This is a genomic window from Cupriavidus sp. USMAHM13, from assembly GCF_001854285.1.
GTDB lineage: Bacteria > Pseudomonadota > Gammaproteobacteria > Burkholderiales > Burkholderiaceae > Cupriavidus > Cupriavidus malaysiensis.
The window spans coordinates 1,281,819-1,305,736 of sequence record NZ_CP017752.1; the positions used below are offsets into that span (position 1 = coordinate 1,281,819).

A 23,918-nucleotide genomic window follows, 5' to 3' on the forward strand; every position below is an offset into this window, starting at 1 on the left:
GACGTGGAGTTGGGGGCGGCCGGAGGGTACAGCGCAGGGACGCAGGCTCTGAGTGGCGGGTAAGCCGCAGGCTTGCGACGGGCGCTTCGCAAAGTCGGGAAGATTACCAGATCGCCCGGAGCCTTGTCTTATATAAAAGACTGCAAATGCCCTTGCAATGCTGTAACGCCTTGCCATAATGTGGGAAAAAAGTGAAATTTCGGGCACAAAGCTGCGGTCACTGCAGCTGGGTGGGGTCAAATCTTCTGAGGTGACATGAACTCCAAGTTCTCCATGCAGGCCGCCATGGCCACCCCGCGGCGGCGGCTGGCCGTGCGCGCGGGCGGCGGCATCGTGGCAGCGCTGGCCGTATTCGGGCTGGCGGGATATTTCGGTGGCCCTCCCCTGCTGAAGTGGCAGATCGAAAAGCAGGCAAGCGCCGCGCTCGGGCGCAAGGTGACGCTGGGCGGGGCGCAGGTGCGCCCCTTCTCATTGGGCGTCACGCTGCAGGATCTCGCCATCTTTGAGGCGGATGGCAAGCGGCCCATGCTGACGCTGGGTTCGGCGGAGGCCAAAGCCTCGCTGGCCTCCTTGTGGCATCTGGCGCCGGTGGTGGATGCCCTGCACGTCGACGCCCTCGCCGTGCATGTGACGCGCGCGCCCGACGGCGGCATGAGCTTCGACGACATCGTGCGGCGTTTCGCGGCCCAGCCCAAGGCGCCGAATGCGAAGCCGGCGCGCTTCTCGGTCAACAACATCGCGGTGACCGATTCGAGCTTCGTCTTCGACGACCAGCAGCTCAAGCAGGTGCAGCGGGTCGACAGGTTCACCCTGACCCTGCCCTTCCTGTCGAACCTGCCGCATGACGTCGAGATCGTCACCCGGCCGACGCTGAGCGCGCTGGTCAACGGCACGCCACTGGCGCTGGACGGCACCATGCTGCCCTTCGCCGACTCGCGCGAGACGCACCTCAACCTGAACCTGAACGGCCTCGACCTGGTGCGCTTCATGCCGTTCGCGCCGGCGCTGCGGGATGCCGAGGTCAAGAGCGCGCTGCTGGACTCGCGCCTGACGCTGGGATTCCGCCAGCAGAAGGACACGCAGGACATCTTCCTCGGCGGCACGGTCACGCTGCGTAACGCCGACATCGTCAAGCACGACGGCTCGCCGCTGCTGAAGGCCGACCGGCTCGCGCTGGACATCGACCGCATCGAGCCGCTGGCACGGCATGCGCACCTGCGCAGCGTCAGCCTGGAAGGCCTGGGCGTGCAGGCGCTGCGCCGCCCCGACGGCACGGTCGACCTGGCCAGCGCCTTGCTGCCGCGCGCGGCCGCGCCCGCTACGACCACCGCGCCCGCCAAGCCGGCGGCCGGTCAGGCCGCAGCGGCCGGCGCAGGCAGCGCCGGCAAGGCGGGCGCCAAAGCACCGGCTTCCGCGGCGGCTGCCTCCGCGCCCGCGGCCCAGGCTGGCGCCGCCAAGGCCGCACCCGGCTGGGCCTACGCGGTGGACCACATCACGCTCAAGGACGCCAGGCTGGGCCTGCGCGACGAGGCCGCGCCCTCGGGCCCGGGCACGCTCGCGCTCGGCCCGCTCGAGGTGCAGGTGGACGGTCTCTCCAGCAGCGGCGGCAAGCCGGCCACGGTCGAGGCCAAGCTGACCCTTGCCGAGGGCCAGACGCTGCAGCACAGCGGCGAGCTGTCGCTGCCGGACGGCAAGCTGAGCGGCACGCTGCAGGCCAGCGGCGTCAAGCCGCAAGGTTTCGCCGCCTGGTGGCCGTCCGCGCTGAAGAGCCAGCTCGGCGATACCGCCGTCAATGCCGAGCTGCACTACAGCGCGGCCTGGGGCAGCGGCGCCCCGCAGTTCACGCTGGACAAGTCGCGGGTCGAAGTGGCGCCGTTGTACGTGGCCGCCACCGGTGCCGCCTACACGCCGCCCGCGTCCGCCAAGGCCCCGCGCGCCGCGCGCCGCGGGCGCAGCGCGGCCGCCGCTGGCTCCGGTACAGCAGCCTTGCCGCTGCTGCGCGCCGACAAGGTCGCGCTCGAGGGCATCGCGTTCGATCTCGCCAAGCAGTCCTTCGCGGCCGACGAACTGGTGGTGGCCAAGCCCGAGGTCGCCGCCACGCGCGACCCGCACGGCGAACTGGTCGAGGTGGCGCGCATCTGGGTGGCGCAGGCCACCGGCAAGGCTGCGCCGCCCGCACCGGCCACGCGCGGGCGGTCTGCACCGGCCGCCACGACAGGGCAGCCCGCCGGCTGGAAGGCGCGGCTCGGCAAGATCTCGCTCGACCGCGGCGCGGCGCAGCTGACCGATTTCCAGCCGGCCGAGGCCAACCAGGGGCGGCCGGTCGTCCACCAGTACCGCAACATCGCGCTCAGCACCGGCGCCGTCGGCTGGCCGCTGGCGCCGGGCGCGGTGCCGTTCAAGCTGCGCGCCGACGCGGGCCGCCGCGGCAGCCTTTCGCTGTCGGGCAGTGCGCAGCCGACCGCGCCGACGGCACAGGTCGACATCGACCTGCGCGAATTCGACATGGCGCCGCTGCAGCCGTACCTGGGCAACCAGTTCAATGCCGCGCTGCGTGCCGGCAGCCTGACGGTCAAGGGCCGCGCCAACGTGTCGGCGCCGGCCGGCAAGCCGCTCGCCGCGCGCTTCACCGGCAACGCGCTGGTGGGCAACGTGCGTTCGGTGGACCGCCTGACCGGCGACGACTTCCTGCGCTGGCGTACGCTGACGGTGTCGGGCATCGATTTCGCCATGGACCCGGCCAAAGGGCCGATGCAGGTCGGCCTCGGCAAGATCGCGCTGTCCGACTTCTATGCCCGCGTGATCCTGAACGCCAACGGCCGCCTGAACCTGCAGGACGTGATGGCCGGCGGCGCCGCCAAGGGCGAAGCCGAGCCCCGCACCAGCCTGACGCAGGCCAACCCGGCATCGGCGCCGCCGGCCGCGCGGGCGGCGGCCTCCGTCCCGGCGGCGCCTGCGGCACCCGCGTCCGCGGCACAGGCCAAGGCGGCGCCGGCCGAGAGCGGGCCCAAGCCGCAGATCCGCATCGGCGGCGTGTCGGTCGACAAGGGCAACATCAATTTCTCCGACTTCTTCGTCAAGCCCAATTACACCGCCAACCTGACCGACATGACGGGCTCGGTGTCCAAGGTCTCCACGGCGGATCCGACTCCCGCCGACGTGGTGCTGAACGGCCGCGTCGACGGCGACGCGCCCGTCAACGTCAGCGGCAAGGTCAATCCCTTCAGCCAGCAGCTCTATCTCGACCTCGCCGCCAAGGCCACCGGCATCGAACTGACGCGGCTGACGCCCTATGCGGCCAAGTACGCCGGCTATCCCATCACCAAGGGCAAGCTGAGCGTGGACGTCTCGTACAAGATCGACAGCGGCAAGCTCGAGGCGCAGAACCACCTCTACCTCGACCAGCTCACCTTCGGCGACAGGGTCGACAGTCCCGACGCCACCAAGCTGCCGGTGCTGCTGGCGGTGTCGCTGCTGAAGGACCGCAACGGTGTGATCGACGTCAACCTGCCGGTGTCGGGCTCGCTGTCCGACCCCGAGTTCAGCATCGGCGGCGTGATCGTGCGTGTCATCGTCAACCTGCTGGCCAAGGCCGTCACCTCGCCGTTCTCGCTGATCGCCCATGCCTTCGGCGGCGGCGACGAACTCGGCTACGTGGAGTTCCCGGCCGGCACCGCCACGCTGACGCCGGAGGCGAAGAAGAAGCTCGACACGCTCGGCAAGGCGCTCAACGACCGGCCTGGCCTGAAGCTGGAGATCAGCGGCCGCATCGACCCTGCCACCGACGCCGCCGGTGCGCGCCGCGCCTGGCTCGATGAACGCGTGGCCGAGGAGAAGGTGCGCGAGCAGCGCAAGAGCGCGCAGGCGGGCGCGCCGCTGGAGGAAAGCGAGGAGGGCGAGCAGGGCGCCAAGGTCACGGTGACGCCGCAGGAGTACCCGAAGTACCTCGAAGCTGTCTACAAGCGCGCCTCGTTCAAGAAGCCGCGCAATCTGATCGGCCTGGCCAAGTCGCTGCCCACGGCCGAGATGGAGAAGCTGCTGCTGGACAATGCGCCGGTGACCGAGGCCGGCCTGCGCCAGCTCGCCGAGCAGCGCGCGCTGGTGGTCAAGCAGGTGCTGGATCGCGATGAGAAGGTGCCCGAGTCCAGGCTGTTCCTGACCTCACCCAAGCTCGACGCCGAAGGCATCAAGGACAAGGGCGCGCCCACCCGGGTGGACTTCGCCATCCGCCAGTAGGTGCGGCAGGCGCCCGCCTGCGCGCGCCGGTACCTGGCGTCCCGCCTGCCGCCAAGGACGGCAGGCGGGACGCCAGCCTGGAAAAACCGCGTATGATTCCGCCCGCATCGGTAAAACATGGACAGGAGCCAACATTGCAGCAAGACGACGCGGTTATCTACAAGACCTGGGTTTGCCTGATCTGCGGCTGGGTGTATGACGAAGCACAGGGCTGGCCGGAAGACGATATCGCGCCGGGCACACGCTGGGAGGACATTCCTGACGACTGGCGCTGTCCCGAATGCGACGTCGGCAAGGCCGACTTCGCCATGATCGAGATCTGAACGGATCTCTGGGCAGGATCCGCGCGGCTTGCGCCCGCGGCAGGTGCGCCCGCACCAAGGGACGGGAGCGCCATCCGGGCGCCCGCTGAGCGGTGGCGGGGATGTCGGCTAGTGGCGCAGCGGCGCCTGCCGGCACAGGCCGGAGGCAGCGCGCCGCCTCGCGCAGCGGCGATAGCGCATCCGGTATGGATGGCTGCAGCGCCACAGCGCGGCCGACACCGTCAGCACGAGCAGGGCCGCCATGCAGGCGGCGATCAGGCCAATGGACATGCCGGCCTCCTTCCCAACGAGGACTTCCCAAGGCGGCCCTCGGCGGGCCGCCCGCTCAGATCAGCAGCGGCAAGGCCTCCAGCAGCAGGATCGCGACCGCGGCACCCAGCAGCGCGCCCGCGGCGCGGCAGCTGATGCGCAGGAAGCGCGCGGTCACCGGGACCGCGCCCATCGCGATGATGCCTACCAGCGCCATCGGGATCAGGAAGACAAGATCGTACAAACGCAGCGGCGTCATGGCGGTCTCCTCTCTCTCGTTCTTTCCTTCATCCAGTATAGGCAGTGTGCCGGCTTCGCCCAGTCATCCCCATCGGGGTTGTCCCGCAGTCGTGGTGCCGCCGCCGCCGCATCAGTACCGCTCAAGTACCGCTTCCATCGCGCGCACATGCCGCGACCGGGCGCGCGGGCGCCGCTTTGCGCGCGCTGCATCACGCCTGCGCCGCGAACGGATGCATGGCCCGCAAGCGTGCCGAGGCACGCTCCAGGCATCCCCGGGGCATGTCCTATGCTGAGAGCAGCGGTGCGGGCGCATGACCCGGCCGCGCCAACGCCCTTGGGGGCGTGATGGCATGACAGCAGCAGCGGAGGTGGCTATGGAACTTCACATGCATTCGCACCACTATGTGCGCAGGATGCCGGACTGGTCTGCGGCGGCGGTAGCCGGGCTGGTGGCCGGCGCCTTGCTGGTCGTGGTGGAACTGTTCTGGTCCTCGATGGTGGCCGGCGTCAATCCGTGGGGCACCACGCGCATGATCGCCGCCATCCTGATGGGGCCGGACGTCCTGCAGACCTCGCTGTTCAGCGTAGGCACGGTGGCGGCGGCGCTGGTCATCCACTTCGTGCTCGGGGCGATACTCGGCATGGTGCTGGCGGCCATCATCGCGCCCTTCCAGCTCGACTCGAGCAGCGGCATGGCGATGCTGGCCGGCGCTGTGTTCGGCGCCCTGGTGTACCTGTTCAACTTCCACGTGATGACGCGCGCCTTTACCTGGTTCATCGACGCGCGCGGCTGGCATACCTTCGTTGGCCATCTGCTGTTCGGCATGGCGGCGGCGCTGTGCTACTGGTGGTTCGAACGGCGCGAAGGCGCGATGCGCTGAGACCCGCGCAACGCAGACGCCCGGCCGTGGCCGGGCGGTCCTGGACGGCGGATGCCGCACCTGCGGTATCCGCCGTCTGCCTTGTGGCGCAGCGCACCAAGCCGCGGCCGCGCCGCGCCTGCACCGTACGGTGTGGCATGGCGTGCCTCGCGCGCATGCACTAGTCTGTATTGCATACGGCTCGGCACAACCGGTCCGGGCGGATGGTGAGCAGGAGTCGGACATGGCGCTTGCGATAGCGCTGGTGGCGGTGGTCGCGGCCACAGTGCTCTTTCATGTCTTCAGCCCTTGGTGGGCAACGCCGCTGGCGTCCAACTGGCAGCAGATGGACGACACGCTGACGATCACCTTGATCATCACCGGCGCCTTCTTCATCGTCATCAATCTCCTGGTCGGCTACCTGGTCTGGCGCTATCGCCACCGCAGCGGGCAGCGTGCGGCTTACGAACCCGAGAACCCCCGCCTCGAGCGCTGGCTGATCGCCGGCACCTCGGTGGGCATCATCGCCCTGCTGGCGCCGGGCCTGGTGGTCTACGCGAAGTACGTGAGCGCGCCGCGCGACGCCATGCAAGTCGAAGTGGTCGGCCAGCAATGGCAGTGGAGCTATCGCTTCCCGGGCCAGGGTGGCGCGCTCGGCCGTGCCGACGCGAGCTTCGTCACGCCGGCCAATCCGCTGGGCATCGATCCCGGCGATCCGCGCGGGCAGGACAACCGCATCGTCAACGGTCCCGAGCTGCACCTGCCGCTGAACCGGCCGGTCAAGGTGCTGCTGCGTTCCAAGGACGTCCTGCACGATTTCTACGTGCCGCCCTTCCGCGCCCGCATGAACCTGGTGCCCGGGATGGTCACGTCCTTCTGGTTCACGCCCACGCGCGTCGGGCGCTTCGACATCCTGTGCGCCCAGCTATGCGGCATCGGCCACTACAACATGCGCGGCCAGGTCGTGGTCGAGGAGCCGGCGGCCTTCGAAGCCTGGCTGGCGCGCCAGCCCACCTTCGCTGCCACGCAGCACCCGGCGCCGGCCGCGCCGGCCGCCGGCGCAGGTGCCAGTGCCAGTGCCACCGACATGCTGGCGGCGCAAGGCAAGGCACTGGCGCTCAGCAAGGGGTGCGTGGGCTGCCACAGCGTCGATGGCAGCGTCGGCGTGGGGCCGAGCTGGAAGGGCTTGTACGGCAGTGTGCAGACCTTCTCGGACGGCAGCAGCGCGCGGGTCGACGATGCCTTCCTGCGCGAAGAGATCCTGACCCCGCAGGCGCGGCTGGTGAAGGGCTTCGGCCCGGTGATGCCCACCATCCCGCTGAGCGAGGACGAACTCAAGGCGCTGATGGCCTACATCCGCGCCAATGGGACCACCGCCGCCGCGGCCGCGCCGCAGGCGGGCAGCCCGGCAACGCCGGCGCGCTGACGCGGCGCACCGGCAGGAGGAAGACATGGCCTACGCGCACGATGCAGGGGGGCACGGCAGCTTCTGGACCCGTTATGTCTGGAGCCAGGACCACAAGGTGATCGCCGTGCAGTACACGCTCACCGCCATCGTGGTGGGCGTGGTCGGCGTGGTGCTGTCCAACCTGATGCGGTTGCAGCTCGGCTTTCCCGGCCACTTCCAGTTCATCGACGCCAACCGCTACTACCAGTTCGTCACGATGCACGGGATGATCATGGTGATCTACCTGCTCACGGCACTGTTCCTCGGCGGCTTCGGCAATTACCTGATCCCGCTGATGGTCGGCGCGCGCGACATGGTCTTCCCCTTCCTCAACATGTTGAGTTACTGGGTCTACCTGGTGTCGGTGCTGGTGCTGCTGGCGAGCTTCTTCGCGCCGGGCGGGCCGACCGGGGCCGGCTGGACACTGTATCCGCCGCAGGCCATCCTGCCCGGCACGCCGGGCCATGACTGGGGCATCATCCTGATGCTGGTGTCGCTGGTGATCTTCATCGCCGCGGCCACCATGGGCGGCCTCAACTATGTGACCACAGTGCTGCAGGCGCGCACCGAAGGCATGACGATGATGCGCATGCCGCTGTCGGTGTGGGGCATCTTCACGGCCACCATCCTCGCGCTGATCGCCTTCCCGGCGCTGTTCGTCTCGGGCGTGATGATGCTGCTCGACCGCGTGCTCGGCACCAGCTTCTTCATGCCGGCAATCGTCTCGCTCGGCCAGCAGCTGCCCTACAAGGACGGCAGCCCGCTGCTGTTCCAGCACCTGTTCTGGTTCTTCGGCCACCCCGAGGTCTACATCGTGGCGCTGCCGGCCTTCGGCATCGTCTCCGACCTGATCAGCGTGCACGCGCGCAAGAGCATCTTCGGCTACCGCACCATGGTGTGGGCCATCCTGGTGATCGGCGTGCTGTCGGTGACGGTGTGGGCGCACCATATGTTCGTCAGCGGCATGAATCCCTATTTCGGCTTCTTCTTCGCCACCACCACGCTGATCATCGCGGTGCCCACCGCGATCAAGGTCTACAACTGGGTGATGACGCTGTGGCGGGGCGACATCCACCTGAGCGTGCCGATGCTGTTCGCCATCGGCTTCCTCAGCACCTTCGTCATCGGCGGCCTGACCGGCCTCTTCCTCGGCAACGTGAGCGTGGACATCCCGCTGTCGAACACCTACTTCGTGGTGGCCCACTTCCACATGGTGATGGGCGTATCGCCGATCCTGGTGGTGTTCGGCGGCCTCTACCACTGGTATCCCAAGGTCACCGGACGCCTGCTGAACGACGTGCTCGGGCGCGCGCACTTCTGGATCACCTTCCTGGGCACCTATGCCATCTTCTTCCCGATGCACTACCTCGGCATCCTGGGCATGCCGCGCCGCTACTACGCTTACGACAACTATGCTTTCATCCCCCAGTCTGCCCATTCGCTGAACACCGCGATCTCGGTGGCGGCCTTCGCCGTGGCGCTGGCGCAGCTGCTGTTCCTCTTCAACCTGGCCTGGAGCCTGCGCCATGGCAAGGCGGCCGGCCCCAACCCGTGGCGCGCCGCCTCGCTCGAGTGGCAGACGCCGCAGACGCCGCCGGTGCACGGCAACTGGGGCGAGCAGACGCCGGTGGTCTATCGCTGGGCTTATGCCTACAGCGTGCCCGGCGCGCGCGAGGATTTCATCGCCCAGAACGCGCCACCCGAGGCGGGCGGGCTGGAGCCGCAGGCCGAGGCCGGGCGCGGAGCGCTGGCATGAACCAGACCGGTTTCCTGCGCCTTGGCCGGGACGATCCGGGCGACGGCCCGGCCGGACGCCATGGCGCGCCAGCGGCGCTCGGCACCGGCGTGTTCATCGGGGTGGCAAGTGTGCTGTTCCTGCTCTTCCTCGCGGCCTACACCATGCGCATGAGCGCGCCGGACTGGCGTGCGATCCGCCTGCCGTGGCAGGTCTGGCTGTCGACCGCGCTGCTGGCGGCGGGCAGCCTGGCCATGGCAGACGCGGCGCGGGCGGCGCGCGCCGGGCGCGCGCGCCCGGCGCGCCTCGCCTGGTGCCTGGGCGGCCTGGCGGCGGTGCTCTTCATCGCTTCGCAGCTATGGGGATGGCATGCCCTGCAAGGCAGGCAGGTGAGCGTGGCGGGCAATCCCGCCGGCAGCTTCTTCTACCTGCTGACCGCCATGCACGGCCTGCACGTGCTGGGCGGCGTGGCCGCGTGGCTGCTGGTGACGCTGCGCAGGGGGAGCGGGCGAGGCGATGCCGGCGCCGCGCTGCGCATGGCGCTGTGCGCGCGCTATTGGCACTTCCTGCTGGCGCTCTGGCTGGTGCTGCTGGTCGTGCTGCGCTGGCTCACGCCCGAGGTGGTGCGCTTCCTCTGCGGCGGCGCGTGAGGCCGCGGCGGAGCCGAAGCGGAACGGCAGCAAAACGGCAGCGGGAGGCGAGAGATGGTCACGCAAGCAGCCGCGCCCGAGCGGGCGCCCTACGTACCGAGCGGCTGGCGCGGCCTGGTCGCCGACTGGCGCTCGGACCAGCACGCCTTCCAGGTGTCCTGGGGCAAGGCCATGATGTGGATCTTCCTCGTCTCGGATACCTTCATCTTCGGCTGCTTCCTGACCGGCTACATGACCGTGCGCATGGCGTCGACCGTGGCCTGGCCCAATCCCAGCCACGTGTTCGCGCTGCATATCGGCGGCGCCGAGGTTCCGCTGCTGCTGATCGCCATCATGACGTTCACCCTGATCAGCAGCAGCGGCACCATGGCGATGGCGGTGAACTTCGCCTACCGGCGCGAGCGCCGCCGCTGCGCGGCGCTGATGGTGGCCACCGCGCTGTTCGGTCTGGCCTTCCTCGGCATGCAGGCCTTCGAGTGGAGCCACCTGATCTTCACCGAGGGCGTGCGTCCCTGGGGCAACGGCATGGGAGCCGCGCAGTTCGGTGCCAGCTTCTTCATGATCACGGGCTTCCACGGGCTGCACGTGACCTGCGGCGTGATCTACCTGCTGACCGTCGCCAGCCGCGTGCTGGGCGGCCGCTATGAGCGCAGCGGCAACTACCAGATCGTCGAGATCGCCGGCCTCTACTGGCACTTCGTCGACCTGGTGTGGGTGTTCATCTTCGCGCTGTTCTATCTCTGGTGAGGCCGGCCATGACACAGACGACCACCGCCACTGCGCCGCCGGCGCCTTCCGAGCCGTCGCAACACGGGGGGCAGCAGCATTCCATCGCCCTCTACCTGAAGGTGTGGGGGCTGTTGTTCGTGCTGTCGACGATGTCCTATCTCGTCGACTATTTCCATTTCACCGGCATGCTGCGCTGGACGCTGATCGTGCTGTTCATGGTGCTCAAGGCCGGCCTGATCGTCGCGGTGTTCATGCACATGGCCTGGGAGCGGCTGGCGCTGGCCTGCGCCATCCTGCTGCCGCCGCTGGCACTGTTGCTGCTGGTCGGCCTGATGGCGACCGAGGCGGATTACACTTTCGTCTTGCGCGGGCTGTTCCTCCACTGAGCGGGTGGCGACGGCCGGCGCTCGCGGCCGGCAGCGCTACTGCCGGGTACGGCGCCGAGCCCGCTGGCGGGCCGCGCGCCATCGCTCCGAGGAGCCCAGCCCGCCATGCATCCCGCCACCGAGGCCATCCTGACCTTCAACCACGGCCGCGATCCCGAGCGCCTGACGCGCAAGCTCGACGCGATGGCCCGTGAGCCGTTCTCCTTCTTCCGCGGCAGCAATCATCTCTACGCCGCCTCCGTGCAGCACGAGGAGGCGCTGCTCGATGCCCCGCACACTTATGTCTGCGGTGACCTGCACCTGGAGAACTTCGGCAGCTTCAAGGGCGACAACGGCCTGGTGTACTTCGACCTGAACGACTTCGACGATGCCCTGCTGGCGCCGCTGACGGTTGACGTGGTACGCATGCTGTCCAGCCTGATGATCGCCGCCTCGCAGCTCGGGCTGTCGGAGGAGGATGCGCGCAACGCCAGCGAACGGATGCTGTCGAGCTATGCGGCGGTGCTGGCCCAGGGCAAGCCGCGCTGGCTGGAACGTGCCACCGCGCAGGGACTGGTGGCCGAGCTGCTGCGCCGCGTCAAGCGGCGCCGGCGCGGCGAACTGCTGGCGCAGCGCACCGAGTTCCGCAAGGAGCGCCGCCGCCTGCGCATCGACGGGCGCCATGCGCTGGCGGCCGACAAGGCGCAGCGCAAGCATGCGGCCGCCATCCTGCACATGTACTCGCAATTGCCGCACGGGCACCGCCTGGTGGCCGATGATGCCGCGCGCCGCATCGCCGGCACCGGCAGCCTGGGCCTGGAGCGCTACGTGGTGCTGGCGCACGAGGTGGGCATGCCGCCGGTGGCGCAGCGCCTGATCGACGTCAAGCTGGCGGCGCCGACCGCCTGGAGCGGCATGCGCCTGCGCCGGCAGCCACGCTGGGAAGGCGAGGCCGCGCGCGTGGTGCAGGTGCAGCAGGTCATGCAGGCCGCCTCGCCGGCACTGCTGGCGGCGGTGAAGATGAACGGCTTGTCCTACGTGGTCAAGAGCCTGCAGCCCACCGCCGACCGCGTCGACCTGGGCCGTCCCACCAGCGCCGAAGAGCTGCGCCTGGTGCTGGACACCATGGCCCATGCCGCTGCCTGGGCGCACCTGCGCAGCTGCCGGCACCAGTCGGCCGATCCGATCGAGCAACTGCAGGAGTTCGCGGCGGGCACGCGCTGGCGTGCTGCCGTGCTGCGGCTGGCGCGCCACGGCTGTTCGGTCTCGCTGTCGCAGTGGCGCGATTTTGCCGACGACTACCGGCGTGCCCGCCAGGGCACGGCGCGCAAGCGCCGCTGAGGCCCGCGCCCGCTCCGGCGGGCGCCGTGGCGGCCATGGGCCGCATCCGGCATCCGGCCATGCACCGGGTATCCGGCGACGCACCGCTTGCGTGAACCGGGCTTGCCGCTTATAAGTGGAACCATCGTTCTATTTCCGGAGCGGCGCAGATGAAGGCAAGCGTGGAGCGGGTGCCGTCCCAGGAGGGCGGAGCGGGCGAACGCCGCCGGCCGAAGCAGGCGCGCAGCCAGGCCACCGAAGACGCCTTGCTCGATGCAGGGCTGGCCTGCATCGAGGCGGTCGGCATCGAGGCCACCTCGATGGCGCTGGTGGCCGAGCGCGCGGGTGCTTCGATCGGCGCGCTTTACTTCCGCTTCGGCGACAAGGAGCGCTTCGTCCAGGCCGCGCTCGCGCGCGCCTTCGATCGCATCCGCGCCGAGACGGATGCGCTGCTGGCCTACGCGGTCATGCAGGACAAGCCGCCCGCGGCGGTGATCGTCGCCTGCGTGGACCTGGCGGTGAAGATCCAGAGCCGCAGCCAGGGCGTGCTGCGCGCGGTGCTCAAGCGCGCGCTCGACGATCCGGCCGCCTGGGAGCCGGTCGGCCGCCTCGGCAACGAAGTCAGCGGGCGCCTGATCGATACGCTGGCGCGCTATCCCGAGGTGACCGCGATCCCCGGCTGGCGCGACCGCATCATGCTGGCCATGCATGCCGCGCGTGCGATGCATTTCAACAGCCTCTACAACCCGCAATCGCCGTTGCCGTCGGACCCTGAGCGCATGGTCGCCGCGCTCAGCGATCTCGTGCTGGGTCATCTCGGCCTGCCACCGGATGCCGGCGCCGAACCGGCGCGGAGCAGGGCGCAGGACAAGGCGCAGGACAAGGCGCGGACCCAGGAGCACGCACCGACCGCCGCGCAGCGCGGTCACCGACAAGGGAGGGCCTGATGCCACGCCTGCAAGACAAGATCGTGATGGTCACCGGCGCGGCCTCCGGGCTCGGCGCTGCCTTCAGCCGCGCGGCCGCCGAGGCGGGGGCCGCGGTGGTGCTGGCCGACATCGACGCGCATGCCGGGCAGGCGCTGTGCGAGGCGCTGGCCGCAGCGGGTGCCGACACCCTGTTCCTGCACCTGGACGTGGCGCGCGAAACGGCCTGGCAGGAAGCCATGGCGGAGGTCGAGCGCCGCCACGGCCGGCTCGATGTGCTGGTGAACAACGCCGGCATCGCCCTGCGCGGCTCCATTGCCGATTGCTCGCTGGCCGACTGGCAGCGCACCCTGGACGTCAACCTGACCGGGGTTTTTCTCGGCTGTCGCGCGGCCCTGCCGCTGATGCGCGAGGGAGGCGGCTCGATCATCAACGTGTCGTCGATCTACGGGCTGGTGGGCGGCGACCAGGTGGCGGCCTATTGCGCCGCCAAGGGCGGCGTGACCTTGCTGACGCGCTCGGCGGCCCTGCACGGCGCCAAGTGCTCGCCGCCGGTCCGCGTCAACTCCATCCATCCCGGCTTCGTCGAGACGCCGATGGTACTGGGCTCGATCGGTGCGCTCGACGCCGGCGCGGCGGCGGCCGCGCGGGCGCGCATCGAGGGCATCACGCCGCTCGGCCGCCTCGCCACGCCGGACGACATCGTCGGCGCCTTCCTGCTGCTCGCCTCCGACGAGGCGCGCTACATCACCGGCGCGCAGTTCACCGTCGACGGCGGGCTGACCGCGCAATAGGGCGGGCGTCAGGGCGGACGGCAGGGCGCACGTCGCGGTGCCCGTCCCGCCGCGGACAGCGCCGTCCCGGCCGCGCCGCCGCCATCACGTTGCCGGCGGCACCACCAGAAGCAGGAAAACAGACAGGAGACATGGCGCAATGCAAAGACTGACCGTGGACGCGGCAGGCGTCCGTACCAGCCTGATCGACACCGGCCGCGGCCGGCCCACCATCCTCGTGCATGGCACATCGTCCAGCGCGGAGACGGGCTGGGCGCCCATCCTGGCGCGCCTCGCCGAACGGCGGCGCTGCCTGGTGCCCGACCTGGCCGGCTCGGGCCTGAGCGTGGACGACGGCTCGGCGCTGACCCTGGAACGGCTGGTCGGGCAGGTGGAGGCCGTCGCCGCCCTGGCCGAGGGCGAAGCGCTGGACCTGGTCGGCTACTCGCTGGGCGGCGTGGTGGCGGCGGCGGCCGCGGCCAGGCTGGCGGGGCAGGTGCGTCGGCTGGTGGTGCTGGGCGGCTGGGCCGCGACCGACCTGCGCATGCGCGTGCAGTTCGACCTGTGGCAGGCACTGGCCCGCACCGACCGCACGCAGCTTGCCCGCCTGCTGTTGCTCAATGGTGTCTCCGAGCGCTTCTTCGCCGCCAGCGACCCGTCGCTGGTCGAGACCGTGCTGGCGCGCTTTGCCACCGGACTGGCGCCGGGCAGCGACCGGCAGGCGGCGCTCGACGCCATCGTCGATATCCGTGCCTGCCTGCCGGCGGTCCGCGCCGCCACGCTGGTGATCGGGCTGGCCCAGGACCGCCTGGTGCCGCCGGCGCATTGCCGCGCGTTGGCACAGGCCGTGCCCGGCGCGCGCTACGAAGAGATCGATTGCGGGCACCTGGTGATGCTGGAACAGCCCGAGCGCCTGCTGGAACGCATCGAACGCCATCTGGAGGAGCGTCATGACTGAAGCTGCATTCACTGCCAACGCCACCAACGCCACCAACGCCACCAACGCCACCAACGCGGCGCCAGCGCCGGAGGCCGCCGGCGCGGCCGAACACTTCGACGTGCTGATCGTCGGCGCCGGCATCTCCGGCATCGCCTCTGCCTACCACCTGAACGACCAGTGTCCGGAAATGCGCTTCGTCGTGCTGGAGTCGCAGGCGGGCTATGGCGGCACCTGGCTGACGCACCGCTATCCGGGCGTGCGCTCCGACAGCGACCTCTACACCTTCGGCTACCGCTTCAAGCCCTGGACCGGCACCCCGATCGCCACCGCGGCGGAGATCCTCGCCTACATGGGCGAAGTCATCGCCGAGAACGGGCTGGCGCGCCACATCCGTTACCGCCACGCGATCCGTTCGGCCTCATGGTCGAGCGAGCAGAGCCTGTGGACCATCGAAGCCAGCCGCAGTGATACCGGCGCGACGGTCCGCTTCACGGCGAACTTCCTGTGGATGTGCCAGGGCTACTACCGGCACGCCCAGGGCTATACGCCAGAATGGCCGGCCATGGCCGATTTCCGCGGCCGCATCGTCCATCCGCAGGACTGGCCCGAGGACCTGGACTGCACGGACCAGCGCGTGCTCGTGATCGGCTCCGGCGCGACCGCGGCCACGCTGGTGCCGGCGCTGGCCGGACGCTGCGCGCACGTGACCATGCTGCAGCGCTCGCCTACCTACTTCATCACCGGACGCAATGCCAACGTGCTGGCCGACGAACTGCGCCAGCTGAAGATCGACGAGAGCTGGATTCACGAGATCGTGCGGCGCAAGATCCTGCACGACCAGGCGGTGTTCACGCAGCGCGCGCAGCAGGAACCGGAAACGGTCAAGGCCGAGCTGCTGGCGGGGGTGCGCGCCAGCCTCGGGCCCGACTTCGACGTCGACACTCATTTCACGCCGCGCTACCGGCCCTGGCGGCAGCGCATCGCCTACATTCCGGACGCCGACCTGTTCCAGAGCGTGCGCGAAGGCAAGGCCTCGGTGGTCACCGACGAGATCGAGCGCTTCGTCGAAGGGGGTGTCCAGCTCAAGTCGGGCCGCACGCTGGAGGCCGACGTCATCGTCACCGCGACCGGCTTCGACCTCAGCGTGCTCGGCGATATCGCCTTCACCATCGACGGCAAGCCGCTGGTGTTCTCCGACAGCGTGACCTACCGCGGCATGATGTTCACCGGCGTGCCCAACCTGGTCTGGGTATTCGGCTACTTCCGCGCCAGCTGGACGCTGCGCGCGGACCTGATCGGCGATTTCGTCTGCCGGCTGCTGCGCCATATGCGCGACAAGGGTGTCGGCAGCGTGGTGCCGGTGCTGCGGCCCGAGGACCGCGAGATGGCGCTCGGCAGCTGGGTGGACCCGGATAACTTCAATCCGGGCTACCTGATGCGCGGCATGCACCTGCTGCCCAAGCGCGGCAGCAAGCGCGAATGGCAGCACACGCAGGACTACTGGGGGGAGAAGGACGAGTTTCCCGCCATCGATCTCGATGACGCGGTGTTCGCCTATGGCGGCCGGGCGCCGGCGCGCTGAGGGGGAGCGCGGCGCACCGGGCGGTGCGCCGCGAGGTCGGCACGGCGTGGATGCGGCCGGCCCGTGCGGGCCGGTGCCGCGTGCGCGCCGGGGGCTTCAGACCTGGGTGATGAACTTGGTCACCAGGTAGCCATCGAAGGTCTCCTGGCCGCCTTCGCTGCCGATGCCGGAGTCCTTGATGCCGCCGAAGGGCGTCTCGGCCAGCGCCATGCCGAAGTGGTTGATGTTGACCATGCCGGCCTCGAGGCCGTTCGAGACCTGCGTGGCCGTCTTCAGCGAATTGGTGAAGACGTAGGAGGCCAGGCCGTAGGGCAGGCTGTTGGCGCGGCGCAGGACTTCCTCGGTGTCCTTGAAGCGGGTCACCGGCGCGACCGGGCCGAAGGGCTCGTCGACCATCAGCTTGGCGTCGTCGGGCAGGTCGGTCACCACGGTGGGGGCGAAGAAGAAGCCCTTGTCGCCGATGCGCGAGCCGCCGGCGACGATCTTGCCGCCGCGGTGGCTGGCGTCGTCGAGGAACTGCTGCATCGACAGCACGCGGCGTTCGTGTGCCAGCGGGCCCATCTCGGTGCCGGTCTCCAGGCCGTTGCCGACCTTGATCGAGCCGATCACCTCGGTGAAGCGCGCCAGGAACTTGTCGTAGGCCTTCTCCTGGACGTAGAAGCGCGTCGGCGACACGCACACCTGGCCGGCGTTGCGCAGCTTGAAGCGGGCCAGCATCTCGGCGGCCGGTTCGACGTCGGCATCGTCGAACACCAGCACCGGCGAATGGCCGCCCAGCTCCATGGTGACGCGCTTCATGTGCGCGCCGGCCAGCGCGGCCAGCTGCTTGCCGACCGGCACCGAGCCGGTGAAGGAGATCTTGCGCACGATCGGCGACTCGATCAGGTAGGTCGAGACTTCGCTGGGAACGCCCCAGACGATGTTCAGCACGCCCGCCGGCAGGCCGGCGTCATGGAACAGCCGGGCCAGCGCCACCACCGCGCTGGGCGAGTCTTCCGGCCCCTTCAGGATCAGCGTGCAGCCGGCGCCGACGGCGGCGACGATCTTGCGGATGGCCTGGTTGAAGGGGAAGTTCCACGGCGTGAAGGCGGCGCAGACGCCGATCGGCTCGCGCACCACGATCTGGCGCACATTGGGCTGGCGCGGCGGGATCACGCGGCCGTAGATGCGGCGGCATTCCTCGGCATGCCAGTCGGCATGCTCGGCGCACACCAGCACCTCGCCCACCGCCTCGGCCAGCGGCTTGCCCTGGTCCATGGTGATGTTGCGGCCGATGTCCTTGGCACGCTCGCGCGCCAGCTCGCCGACGCGGCGCAGGATCTTGGAGCGCTCCAGCGGCGAGGTCTTCTTCCAGCTTTCGAAGGCGCGCTGCGCGGCGGCAAGCGCGCGGTCCAGGTCGGCCTTGCTGGCGTGGGGCAGCTTGCCCAGCACTTCCTGCGTCGCGGGATTGATCACGTCCTGCTCGTGCCGGCCTCCTCCCTTGACGAATTCCCCATCGATGTAGAGAGCGAGATCCTGATACATGCCATTCTCCTGGTGGTTGTCTGCTGGGCGCCGCCCGCCGGGGGCGGGGGAAAAGCGCAAGCATAGCGCCTTGCCAGGATTTCTGCATGTGCCGCATGGCGCGAGAATGTTCCGCGGTACGGAACATTGCGGAGCATTTTCGCGCCATGTCCGGGACAGGCCGGCGCCCCAGGCGGGGCTCAGCGCCGCCGCAGGTCCGCCATGCTGCGGGTAGCCAGGGCAAGCGCGTCGTGGCTGCCGCCGCCGAGGCTGGCGGTGATCTCGGCGGCCGCCTCCTGCACCATGTCGGCAAAGGGTTTGAGACGGCCGGGACGGAAGCGCTCGGCCGGACCCGACAGCCCGACCGCGGCGATCACATGGCCGTGGCAGTCGGTGATCGGCGCGGCGATGCCGGACACGGTCTCGCGCCATTCGCCGCGATTGACGGCGTAGCCCTGCTTGCGGATCTTCTCCATCTCGCGCAGGAAGCGCGCGGGCTCGACGATGCTGTGGGGCGTGGAGGGTACCAGCGCTGCCGCCATGCGCTGCAGCGTGGCTTCGGGCAGGAAGGCGAGCATGGCCTTGCCGGTCGCCACGCAGTGCGCCAGCGCGCGTCCGCCGATCTGCGTGTAGGCGCGCACCGGGTTGGGGCTGTCGATCTTGTGCACGTAGACCACCTCGCCGCGGTCCAGCACCGACAGGTGCACGCTCTCGCCGCTGGCGTGCATCAGCTGGTCCATCCAGATCTCGGCGTGGCGGCGCAGGTCGAGCCGGGACAGCACGGCCGAGCCCAGCTCCCACAGCTTGATCGAGGCGCTGTAGCCGCTGCCGTCGCCGGCGCGGATGACGTAGCGCAGCTCCGTCAGCGCCTGCAGCAGGCGGTGCACATTGCTCTTGGCCAGGCCGAGCTCGGCGGCGATCTCGCTCAGGCCCAGCGGGCGTTCGCTGTGCGCCAGCAGCTCGATCACGCCCAGGCCCTTGATCAGGGTGTTGTTCATGCGGTTCGGGCGTCCTTGCCCGCGCGGTGCCGGCCGACAAGGAGGGGTGCGTTCTCAAATGTGGAACGATTGTAGCCGAATCTGGAACGTTCCTATAATCGATCGCAATCCGGCCGGGCCCAGCGGTGGTGCCGCGGCCGCCAATTTCCACGGACGTTGCAATGCCCGATCTCAGCGAACAAGACCTGCCGCTGGCAGGCGTCAAGGTGGTGGAGTTCTGTACGGTGGCCGCCGGCCCCTTCTGCGGCATGCTGCTGGCCGACATGGGCGCCGAGGTGATCAAGGTGGAGCCGCCGGAGGGCGATACGCTGCGCCAGTGGCCGCCGCTGTCGGCCGGGTTCTCCGAGAACTTCGCCTCGCTCAACCGCAACAAGCATTCGGTGGCGCTCAACCTGAAGGATCCCGCCGATGCGGCACTGGCGCGCCGCCTGGTCCTCGACGCGGACGTGGTGGTGGAGAACAACCGGCCGGGTGTGATGGACCGCCTGGGGCTGGGCTACGCCGCCTTCCGCGACGAGAAGCCGGGCCTGGTCTACTGCTCGGTGTCCGCCTACGGCCAGAGCGGCCCGCGTGCCGGCGAAGGCGGCTTCGATCTCACCATCCAGGCCGCTGCCGGCGTGATGAGCGTGACCGGCGAGCCCGGCGGCGCGCCGGTCAAGTGCGGCGTGCCGCTGGCGGACTTCGCCTCGGGGCTGTACGCCGCCTTCGCCATCGCCAGCGCGCTGGCGCGCGTGCGCGCCGGCGGCGCCGGCGCCCATATCGACGTGCCGATGTACGGCTGCACGCTGGGCATCGCCGCACTGCAGACCAGCGAGTACTTCGGCAACGGACGCAGCCCCGTCAAGCTGGGTTCCGCGCATCCGCGCAATGCGCCCTACCAGGCTTTCCGCGCCGCCGACGGCTACTTCGCCATCGCCGCCGGCAACCAGAAGCTGTGGCTGGAAGTGGTGCGCGTGGTCGGCCTGCCGGAGCTGGCCGCCGACCCGCGCTTCGCCAGCACGCGCGAGCGCGCGCAGCACCAGGAGGCGCTCAAGGACCTGCTGGAGGTCCGCTTCGGCGAGCAGGGCGTCGAGCACTGGATCGCCGCCTTCCGCGCTGCCGGCGTGCCGCATGCCCGCATCAACGACTATGCCGCCGCGCTGGACGATCCGCAGGTCGGCCACATGGACTGGGTGCGGCCGCTGACGCTGCCGGGCGGGCATCGCACGCGCACCTTCGCCTCGCCGCTGCGCTTCGACGGCCAGGGCCTGCCGATCCGGCTCGACCCCCCGGCGCTGGGCGAGCACAACGCCGAGGTGCGCGCGCGCCACGCCGGTGGCAGCCATGGCGCGCAACAGGACATCACGGGAGAGGCATGATGCAGCATCCGATCGAACGCTTGCGCGCCTTCGTGGCGACTGTCAGCGCGCAGGTGGAACGCGCGCAGCGCGAGGGCAGCGAGATGGGTGGCAATGCGGCTGGCAATGAGGCCGCGCTGCTGGCCGCGCTCACCGCGCCGCTGCGCGACCTGGTGTCGCATGACGACTGGCTGCCCGAGAGCCTGGCGCGGCCGCACGCGCTCTACTACCAGCAGCACCTGCTCTACGGCGATCCGCTCGATCGCTTTTCGCTGGTCAGCTTCGTGTGGGGGCCGGGCCAGCAGACGCCGGTGCACGACCACACCGTGTGGGGCCTGATCGGCGTGCTGCGCGGCGCCGAGATCGACCAGCGCTTCCGCCAGGAAGCGGGCCGCATGGTGCCGGACGGCGAGCCGGTGAGGCTCGAGCGCGGCGAGGTGGCCGCGGTATCGCCGACGCTGGGCGACGTGCACCGCGTGCGCAATGCCTACGATGATCGCGTCTCGGTCAGCATCCACTTGTACGGCGGCAATATCGGCCGCATCGACCGCCACGTCTACGACCCGCAGAGCGGGCAGGCCAAGCCCTTCGTGTCGGGCTACTCCAACGCCATGGTGCCCAATCTGTGGGCGCGCCCCGCCGCATGAACCACGCCCCCGCATCCGCTGCCGAGCCCTTGCTGCGCATCGCCCGGCAAGGCCCGCTGACGCACCTGACACTGAACCGGCCGGCGCGCGGCAATGCGCTCAGCGCGGCGCTGGTGGCGGCGCTGGCCGCAGCGGTCGAGGCCTGCCACACGGACGGCACGCGCCTGCTGGCCATCGAAGGTGCCGGCAAGCACTTCTGCACCGGCTTCGACCTGGAGGACCTGGAGCAGGAAAGCGACGACTCGCTGCTGGCGCGCTTCGTGCGCGTCGAACTGCTGCTGCAGGCCGTGCATGCCGCGCCCTTCGTCTCCGTCGCGCTGGTCCAGGGGCGCGCCATGGGCGCGGGCGCCGACCTGGTCGCCGCCTGCGCGCGGCGCTGGGCCGCGCCGGGCAGCAGCTTCGCCTTTCCCGGCGCCGGCTTCGGCCTGGTGCTGGGTACCGAGCGGCTGGCCGCGCTGGTCGGCGCCACTTGCGCGCGCAGCTGGATCGCCGGCGGTGGCGCGATCGGCAGCGAGGACGCGCTGCGCGCCGGCCTGGTGGACGCCATGGTCGTGCCCGACGCGCGCGCGGCCGGCCTGGCGGCGCTGCTGGAGCAGGCGTGCCGCCTGGATGCATCGACGCAGGCCGCGATCCATGCCGCCGCCCTGGGCGGCAGCGCCGGCGCCGCAGCACGCGCGGGCCAGCTTGCCGACCTGGTGCGCTCCGCCGCGCGCCCGGGACTGAAACACCGCATCGCGGCATACCGGGCGGCCACGCGCCGCTGAGGTGCCCCGCTGAAGCGCCCCGCTTGAGCGCGCCGTCCGGGCACGCCGGGCATGCAGTGCAGCGGAAGCCGGACGCCGATCCGGCCCGCGCCAGAAGAACGACAAGACGGAGACAAAGCATGGACCCAGCAAAGACCTCGGCCGACAATCTCGCGGCCTTGCTCTCCCCGCGCTCGGTGGCGGTGATCGGGGCATCGGAAGACCAGGGCAAGTTCGGCGGACGGCTGTTCCGCATGTTGCTCAAGCACCAATACGGCGGCACCGTCTACCCGATCAACCCGGTGCGCGAGACGCTCTTCGGGCTGAAGACGTTTCCGAGCATCGACGCGTTGCCCGAGGCGCCAGACATGGTGATCATGGCGGTGCCGCAGCCCAAGGTGAAGGAACAGGTGGCGGCCTGTGCCGCACGCGGCGCGCGGGCCGGCATCATCATCACCTCGAAGTTCTCGGACGCGGGCGCCGCAGGCGCGGCGCTCGAACGGGAGATCGTGCAGATCGCCAACGCGCGCGGCATGCGCCTGATCGGGCCGAACTGCCTGGGCGTGATCAGTCCGGCCAACCGGTTGGTGCTGTGCTCGTCGCCGGCGCTCGAGGTCGACACCCTGATCGAGAGTCCGATCGGCTTCGTCAGCCAGAGCGGCGCGCTGATGGCCACGCTGTTCGATCGCGCCTACGACATCGGCATCGGCTTCACGCACTGTGTCTCGGTGGGCAACCAGGCCGACCTGGAACTGTGCGATTTCGTCGAGTTCCTGATCGCCGACCCACGCACGCGGGTGATCTGCACCTACATCGAAGGGATCAAGTCGCCCGCGCGCTTCATCGAGCTGGCGCGGCGCGCCCGCGCCGCCGGCAAGCCCTGGCTGGCGGTGAAGGCCGGCAAGACCGCCGACGGCAGCCGTGCGGCCTTCTCGCACACGGCCAGCCTGGCGGGCGACCATGCCAGCCTGGAGGCCGTCTGCCGGCGCGAGAACGTGGTGCTGATGGACGACCCTGCCGCCATGCAGGTGCTGGCGGCCGCCATGGCGCGCTACCCGGCGCGGCAGGTCGAGCGCGCCGTCATCGTCACCACCTCGGGCGGCGGCGGCGCGCTCAGCGCGGACCGTCTCTCTGAAGCCGGCATTCCGCTGGCGCGCTTCGGGCAGGCCACGCAGCAAGCGCTGGCGGCGCTGTATTCCGAAGGCCAGGCAGGCAATCCGATCGACCTCGGCGGGCGCCGCCATGAGGACGGCGCGGACGCCGCCGAGGTCGGCGAGCGCACGGCGGCCCTCGCGCTGGATGATGCCCAGGCGGACCTCGGCCTGTTCGTGATGACCACCGCGCCCGCGCTGGCCGATGCCACCGCCCGGCTGGCACAGGGTGGCGCGGCCAGCGGCAAGCCGATGCTGTTCGTGATGCAGCCGGGCAAGGCCGCCGCTGCGGCGCGCGCCCGGCTGCTGGAGGCGGGCGTGCCCTTCACCAACAGCCTCGGCGAGGCAGTGGAGGCGCTCGCGGCCTGGTGCCGTTGGTCCGCCTGGCGGCCGGAATCGGTGGCGCAGCCGGGCGTGGACATGGTCCTGCCGGCCGGCCTGGCTGGCACCCTCGACGAGGCCGCGGCCAAGGCGCTGCTGCGCAGTGCCGGCATCCCGGTCAACCGTGGCCAGGTGTTCGCCGACGCCGAGGCCGCCGTGGCCGGCAGTGCGGCCATCGGCTTTCCACTGGTGGCCAAGGTGGTGTCGCCCGAGATCGTGCACAAGTCGGAGGTGGGCGGCGTGCTGCTGGGGGTGGCCGACGCGCAGGCGCTGCGCGCCGGGCTGCAGGCCATGCGCGAGCGCATCGCTGCGCTGGCGCCGCAGGCTTCCATCACCGGCTTCTCCTTGCAGGCGCAGGAAGAAGGGGAGCTGGAACTGCTGGTCGGCGCGCGCCGCGACGCGCAGTTCGGCGCGCAGGTGGTGATCGGCAGCGGCGGCATCCTGGTCGAGCTGCTGCGGGACATCGTCGTGCTGCCGGCACCGCTGTCACGCGAGAGCGCGCTGGCGGCGCTGGCGCGCTTGCGGGTGGCGCCGCTGCTGCAGGGGTGGCGCGGCCGGCCGGCGCTGGATGTGGAGGCGCTCGCCGCCGTCATCGTCCGCATGGGCTGGCTGGCGCATGCCCTGCGCGAGCGCGACTTCGAGATCGAGGTCAATCCGCTCAAGGTGCGCGCCGCTGGCGCGGGTTGCGTGGCGGTGGATGCGCGCGCGCGCATCGGCTAGCCGCGCGCGGCAGCGGGTCGCCGCGAGGCTGCCGGAAGCTTGCCGGCAAGGACAACATCGGAC

Annotated in this window: 21 protein-coding genes; 17 read left to right on the top strand and 4 right to left on the bottom strand. The window is 70.3% G+C overall.

Features of this window, described 5'->3' with window-relative positions:
• The first annotated feature begins 255 nt into the window (after window positions 1–255).
• Window positions 256–4,236, top strand: a complete 3,981-nt coding sequence (locus BKK81_RS24095) for a DUF748 domain-containing protein (protein WP_071018319.1) — start codon at window positions 256–258, stop codon at window positions 4,234–4,236.
• Between the two features lie 92 nt (window positions 4,237–4,328).
• A complete protein-coding gene (locus BKK81_RS24100; RefSeq protein WP_071018322.1) occupies window positions 4,329–4,559 on the top strand; it encodes a rubredoxin in 231 nt (76 codons plus the stop codon).
• 108 nt (window positions 4,560–4,667) lie between these two features.
• Here BKK81_RS24100 and BKK81_RS36130 read toward each other — a convergent pair whose 3' ends face one another.
• Both BKK81_RS36130 and BKK81_RS24105 read right to left on the bottom strand, forming a co-directional pair.
• The gene (locus BKK81_RS36130) at window positions 4,668–4,829 is read right to left on the bottom strand and encodes a hypothetical protein (RefSeq protein WP_167366699.1); all 162 of its coding nucleotides are present in this window, start codon (window positions 4,827–4,829) and stop codon (window positions 4,668–4,670) included.
• A 55-nt stretch (window positions 4,830–4,884) separates the two neighbouring features.
• Window positions 4,885–5,067: a hypothetical protein gene (locus BKK81_RS24105; RefSeq protein ID WP_071018324.1), complete on the bottom strand. Its 183-nt coding sequence runs from the start codon at window positions 5,065–5,067 to the stop codon at window positions 4,885–4,887.
• Window positions 5,068–5,422: 355 nt separating this feature from the next.
• Between BKK81_RS24105 and BKK81_RS24110 the strand changes: the two genes are divergently transcribed.
• The 11 genes from BKK81_RS24110 to BKK81_RS24160 all read left to right on the top strand — a co-directional run bounded on the left by BKK81_RS24110 (window position 5,423) and on the right by BKK81_RS24160 (window position 16,375).
• Window positions 5,423–5,929: a hypothetical protein gene (locus BKK81_RS24110; RefSeq protein ID WP_071018326.1), complete on the top strand. Its 507-nt coding sequence runs from the start codon at window positions 5,423–5,425 to the stop codon at window positions 5,927–5,929.
• Window positions 5,930–6,152: 223 nt separating this feature from the next.
• The gene (locus tag BKK81_RS24115; RefSeq protein WP_071018328.1) at window positions 6,153–7,334 is read left to right on the top strand and encodes a cytochrome c oxidase subunit II; all 1,182 of its coding nucleotides are present in this window, start codon (window positions 6,153–6,155) and stop codon (window positions 7,332–7,334) included.
• Window positions 7,335–7,359: 25 nt separating this feature from the next.
• Window positions 7,360–9,111, top strand: coding sequence for a cytochrome c oxidase subunit I (ctaD, locus tag BKK81_RS24120; RefSeq protein ID WP_071018329.1), 1,752 nt, complete (start codon window positions 7,360–7,362; stop codon window positions 9,109–9,111).
• Window positions 9,108–9,740 (top strand): cytochrome c oxidase subunit 3, encoded by a 633-nt coding sequence (locus tag BKK81_RS24125; RefSeq protein WP_071018331.1) that lies wholly within the window; start codon window positions 9,108–9,110, stop codon window positions 9,738–9,740. The genes ctaD and BKK81_RS24125 overlap by 4 nt, the downstream gene beginning before the upstream one ends.
• 54 nt (window positions 9,741–9,794) lie before the next feature.
• Entirely contained in the window at window positions 9,795–10,487 is a 693-nt protein-coding gene (locus BKK81_RS24130; RefSeq protein ID WP_071018333.1) for a heme-copper oxidase subunit III family protein, read from the top strand.
• Between the two features lie 8 nt (window positions 10,488–10,495).
• Window positions 10,496–10,855, top strand: a complete 360-nt coding sequence (locus BKK81_RS24135) for a cytochrome C oxidase subunit IV family protein (protein ID WP_071018335.1) — start codon at window positions 10,496–10,498, stop codon at window positions 10,853–10,855.
• A 105-nt stretch (window positions 10,856–10,960) separates the two neighbouring features.
• Window positions 10,961–12,175, top strand: a complete 1,215-nt coding sequence (locus tag BKK81_RS24140; RefSeq protein WP_071018337.1) for a DUF2252 family protein — start codon at window positions 10,961–10,963, stop codon at window positions 12,173–12,175.
• Between the two features lie 149 nt (window positions 12,176–12,324).
• Window positions 12,325–13,101 carry a TetR/AcrR family transcriptional regulator gene (locus BKK81_RS24145; RefSeq protein ID WP_071018338.1) on the top strand — a complete coding sequence of 259 codons (777 nt, stop codon included), beginning with the start codon at window positions 12,325–12,327 and terminating at the stop codon, window positions 13,099–13,101.
• The gene (locus tag BKK81_RS24150) at window positions 13,101–13,874 is read left to right on the top strand and encodes an SDR family oxidoreductase (RefSeq protein ID WP_071018340.1); all 774 of its coding nucleotides are present in this window, start codon (window positions 13,101–13,103) and stop codon (window positions 13,872–13,874) included. Before BKK81_RS24145 ends, BKK81_RS24150 begins: the two co-directional genes overlap by 1 nt.
• A gap of 139 nt (window positions 13,875–14,013) precedes the next feature.
• Window positions 14,014–14,811, top strand: a complete 798-nt coding sequence (locus BKK81_RS24155) for an alpha/beta fold hydrolase (RefSeq protein ID WP_071018341.1) — start codon at window positions 14,014–14,016, stop codon at window positions 14,809–14,811.
• On the top strand, window positions 14,804–16,375 hold the full coding sequence (locus tag BKK81_RS24160; protein ID WP_071018343.1) for a flavin-containing monooxygenase: 1,572 nt from the start codon (window positions 14,804–14,806) through the stop codon (window positions 16,373–16,375). Before BKK81_RS24155 ends, BKK81_RS24160 begins: the two co-directional genes overlap by 8 nt.
• A gap of 96 nt (window positions 16,376–16,471) precedes the next feature.
• On the opposite strand, the gene BKK81_RS24165 is transcribed toward BKK81_RS24160, so the two are convergent.
• Window positions 16,472–17,899 carry an NAD-dependent succinate-semialdehyde dehydrogenase gene (locus tag BKK81_RS24165; protein WP_071018345.1) on the bottom strand — a complete coding sequence of 476 codons (1,428 nt, stop codon included), beginning with the start codon at window positions 17,897–17,899 and terminating at the stop codon, window positions 16,472–16,474.
• Window positions 17,900–18,078: 179 nt separating this feature from the next.
• Window positions 18,079–18,876, bottom strand: a complete 798-nt coding sequence (locus BKK81_RS24170) for an IclR family transcriptional regulator (RefSeq protein WP_071018346.1) — start codon at window positions 18,874–18,876, stop codon at window positions 18,079–18,081.
• A 161-nt stretch (window positions 18,877–19,037) separates the two neighbouring features.
• On the opposite strand from BKK81_RS24170, the gene BKK81_RS24175 reads away from it, so the two are divergent.
• From BKK81_RS24175 to BKK81_RS24190, 4 genes are all read left to right on the top strand, one after another.
• Window positions 19,038–20,234, top strand: coding sequence for a CaiB/BaiF CoA transferase family protein (locus BKK81_RS24175; RefSeq protein WP_071018354.1), 1,197 nt, complete (start codon window positions 19,038–19,040; stop codon window positions 20,232–20,234).
• A gap of 83 nt (window positions 20,235–20,317) precedes the next feature.
• Window positions 20,318–20,860, top strand: a complete 543-nt coding sequence (locus tag BKK81_RS24180; protein ID WP_442873417.1) for a cysteine dioxygenase — start codon at window positions 20,318–20,320, stop codon at window positions 20,858–20,860.
• Complete coding sequence (locus tag BKK81_RS24185; protein WP_071022183.1) at window positions 20,857–21,624, top strand: enoyl-CoA hydratase/isomerase family protein; 768 nt, start codon at window positions 20,857–20,859, stop codon at window positions 21,622–21,624. Before BKK81_RS24180 ends, BKK81_RS24185 begins: the two co-directional genes overlap by 4 nt.
• Before the next feature lie 119 nt (window positions 21,625–21,743).
• Window positions 21,744–23,855 carry an acetate--CoA ligase family protein gene (locus tag BKK81_RS24190; protein WP_071018358.1) on the top strand — a complete coding sequence of 704 codons (2,112 nt, stop codon included), beginning with the start codon at window positions 21,744–21,746 and terminating at the stop codon, window positions 23,853–23,855.
• The last annotated feature ends 63 nt before the right edge of the window (window positions 23,856–23,918 follow it).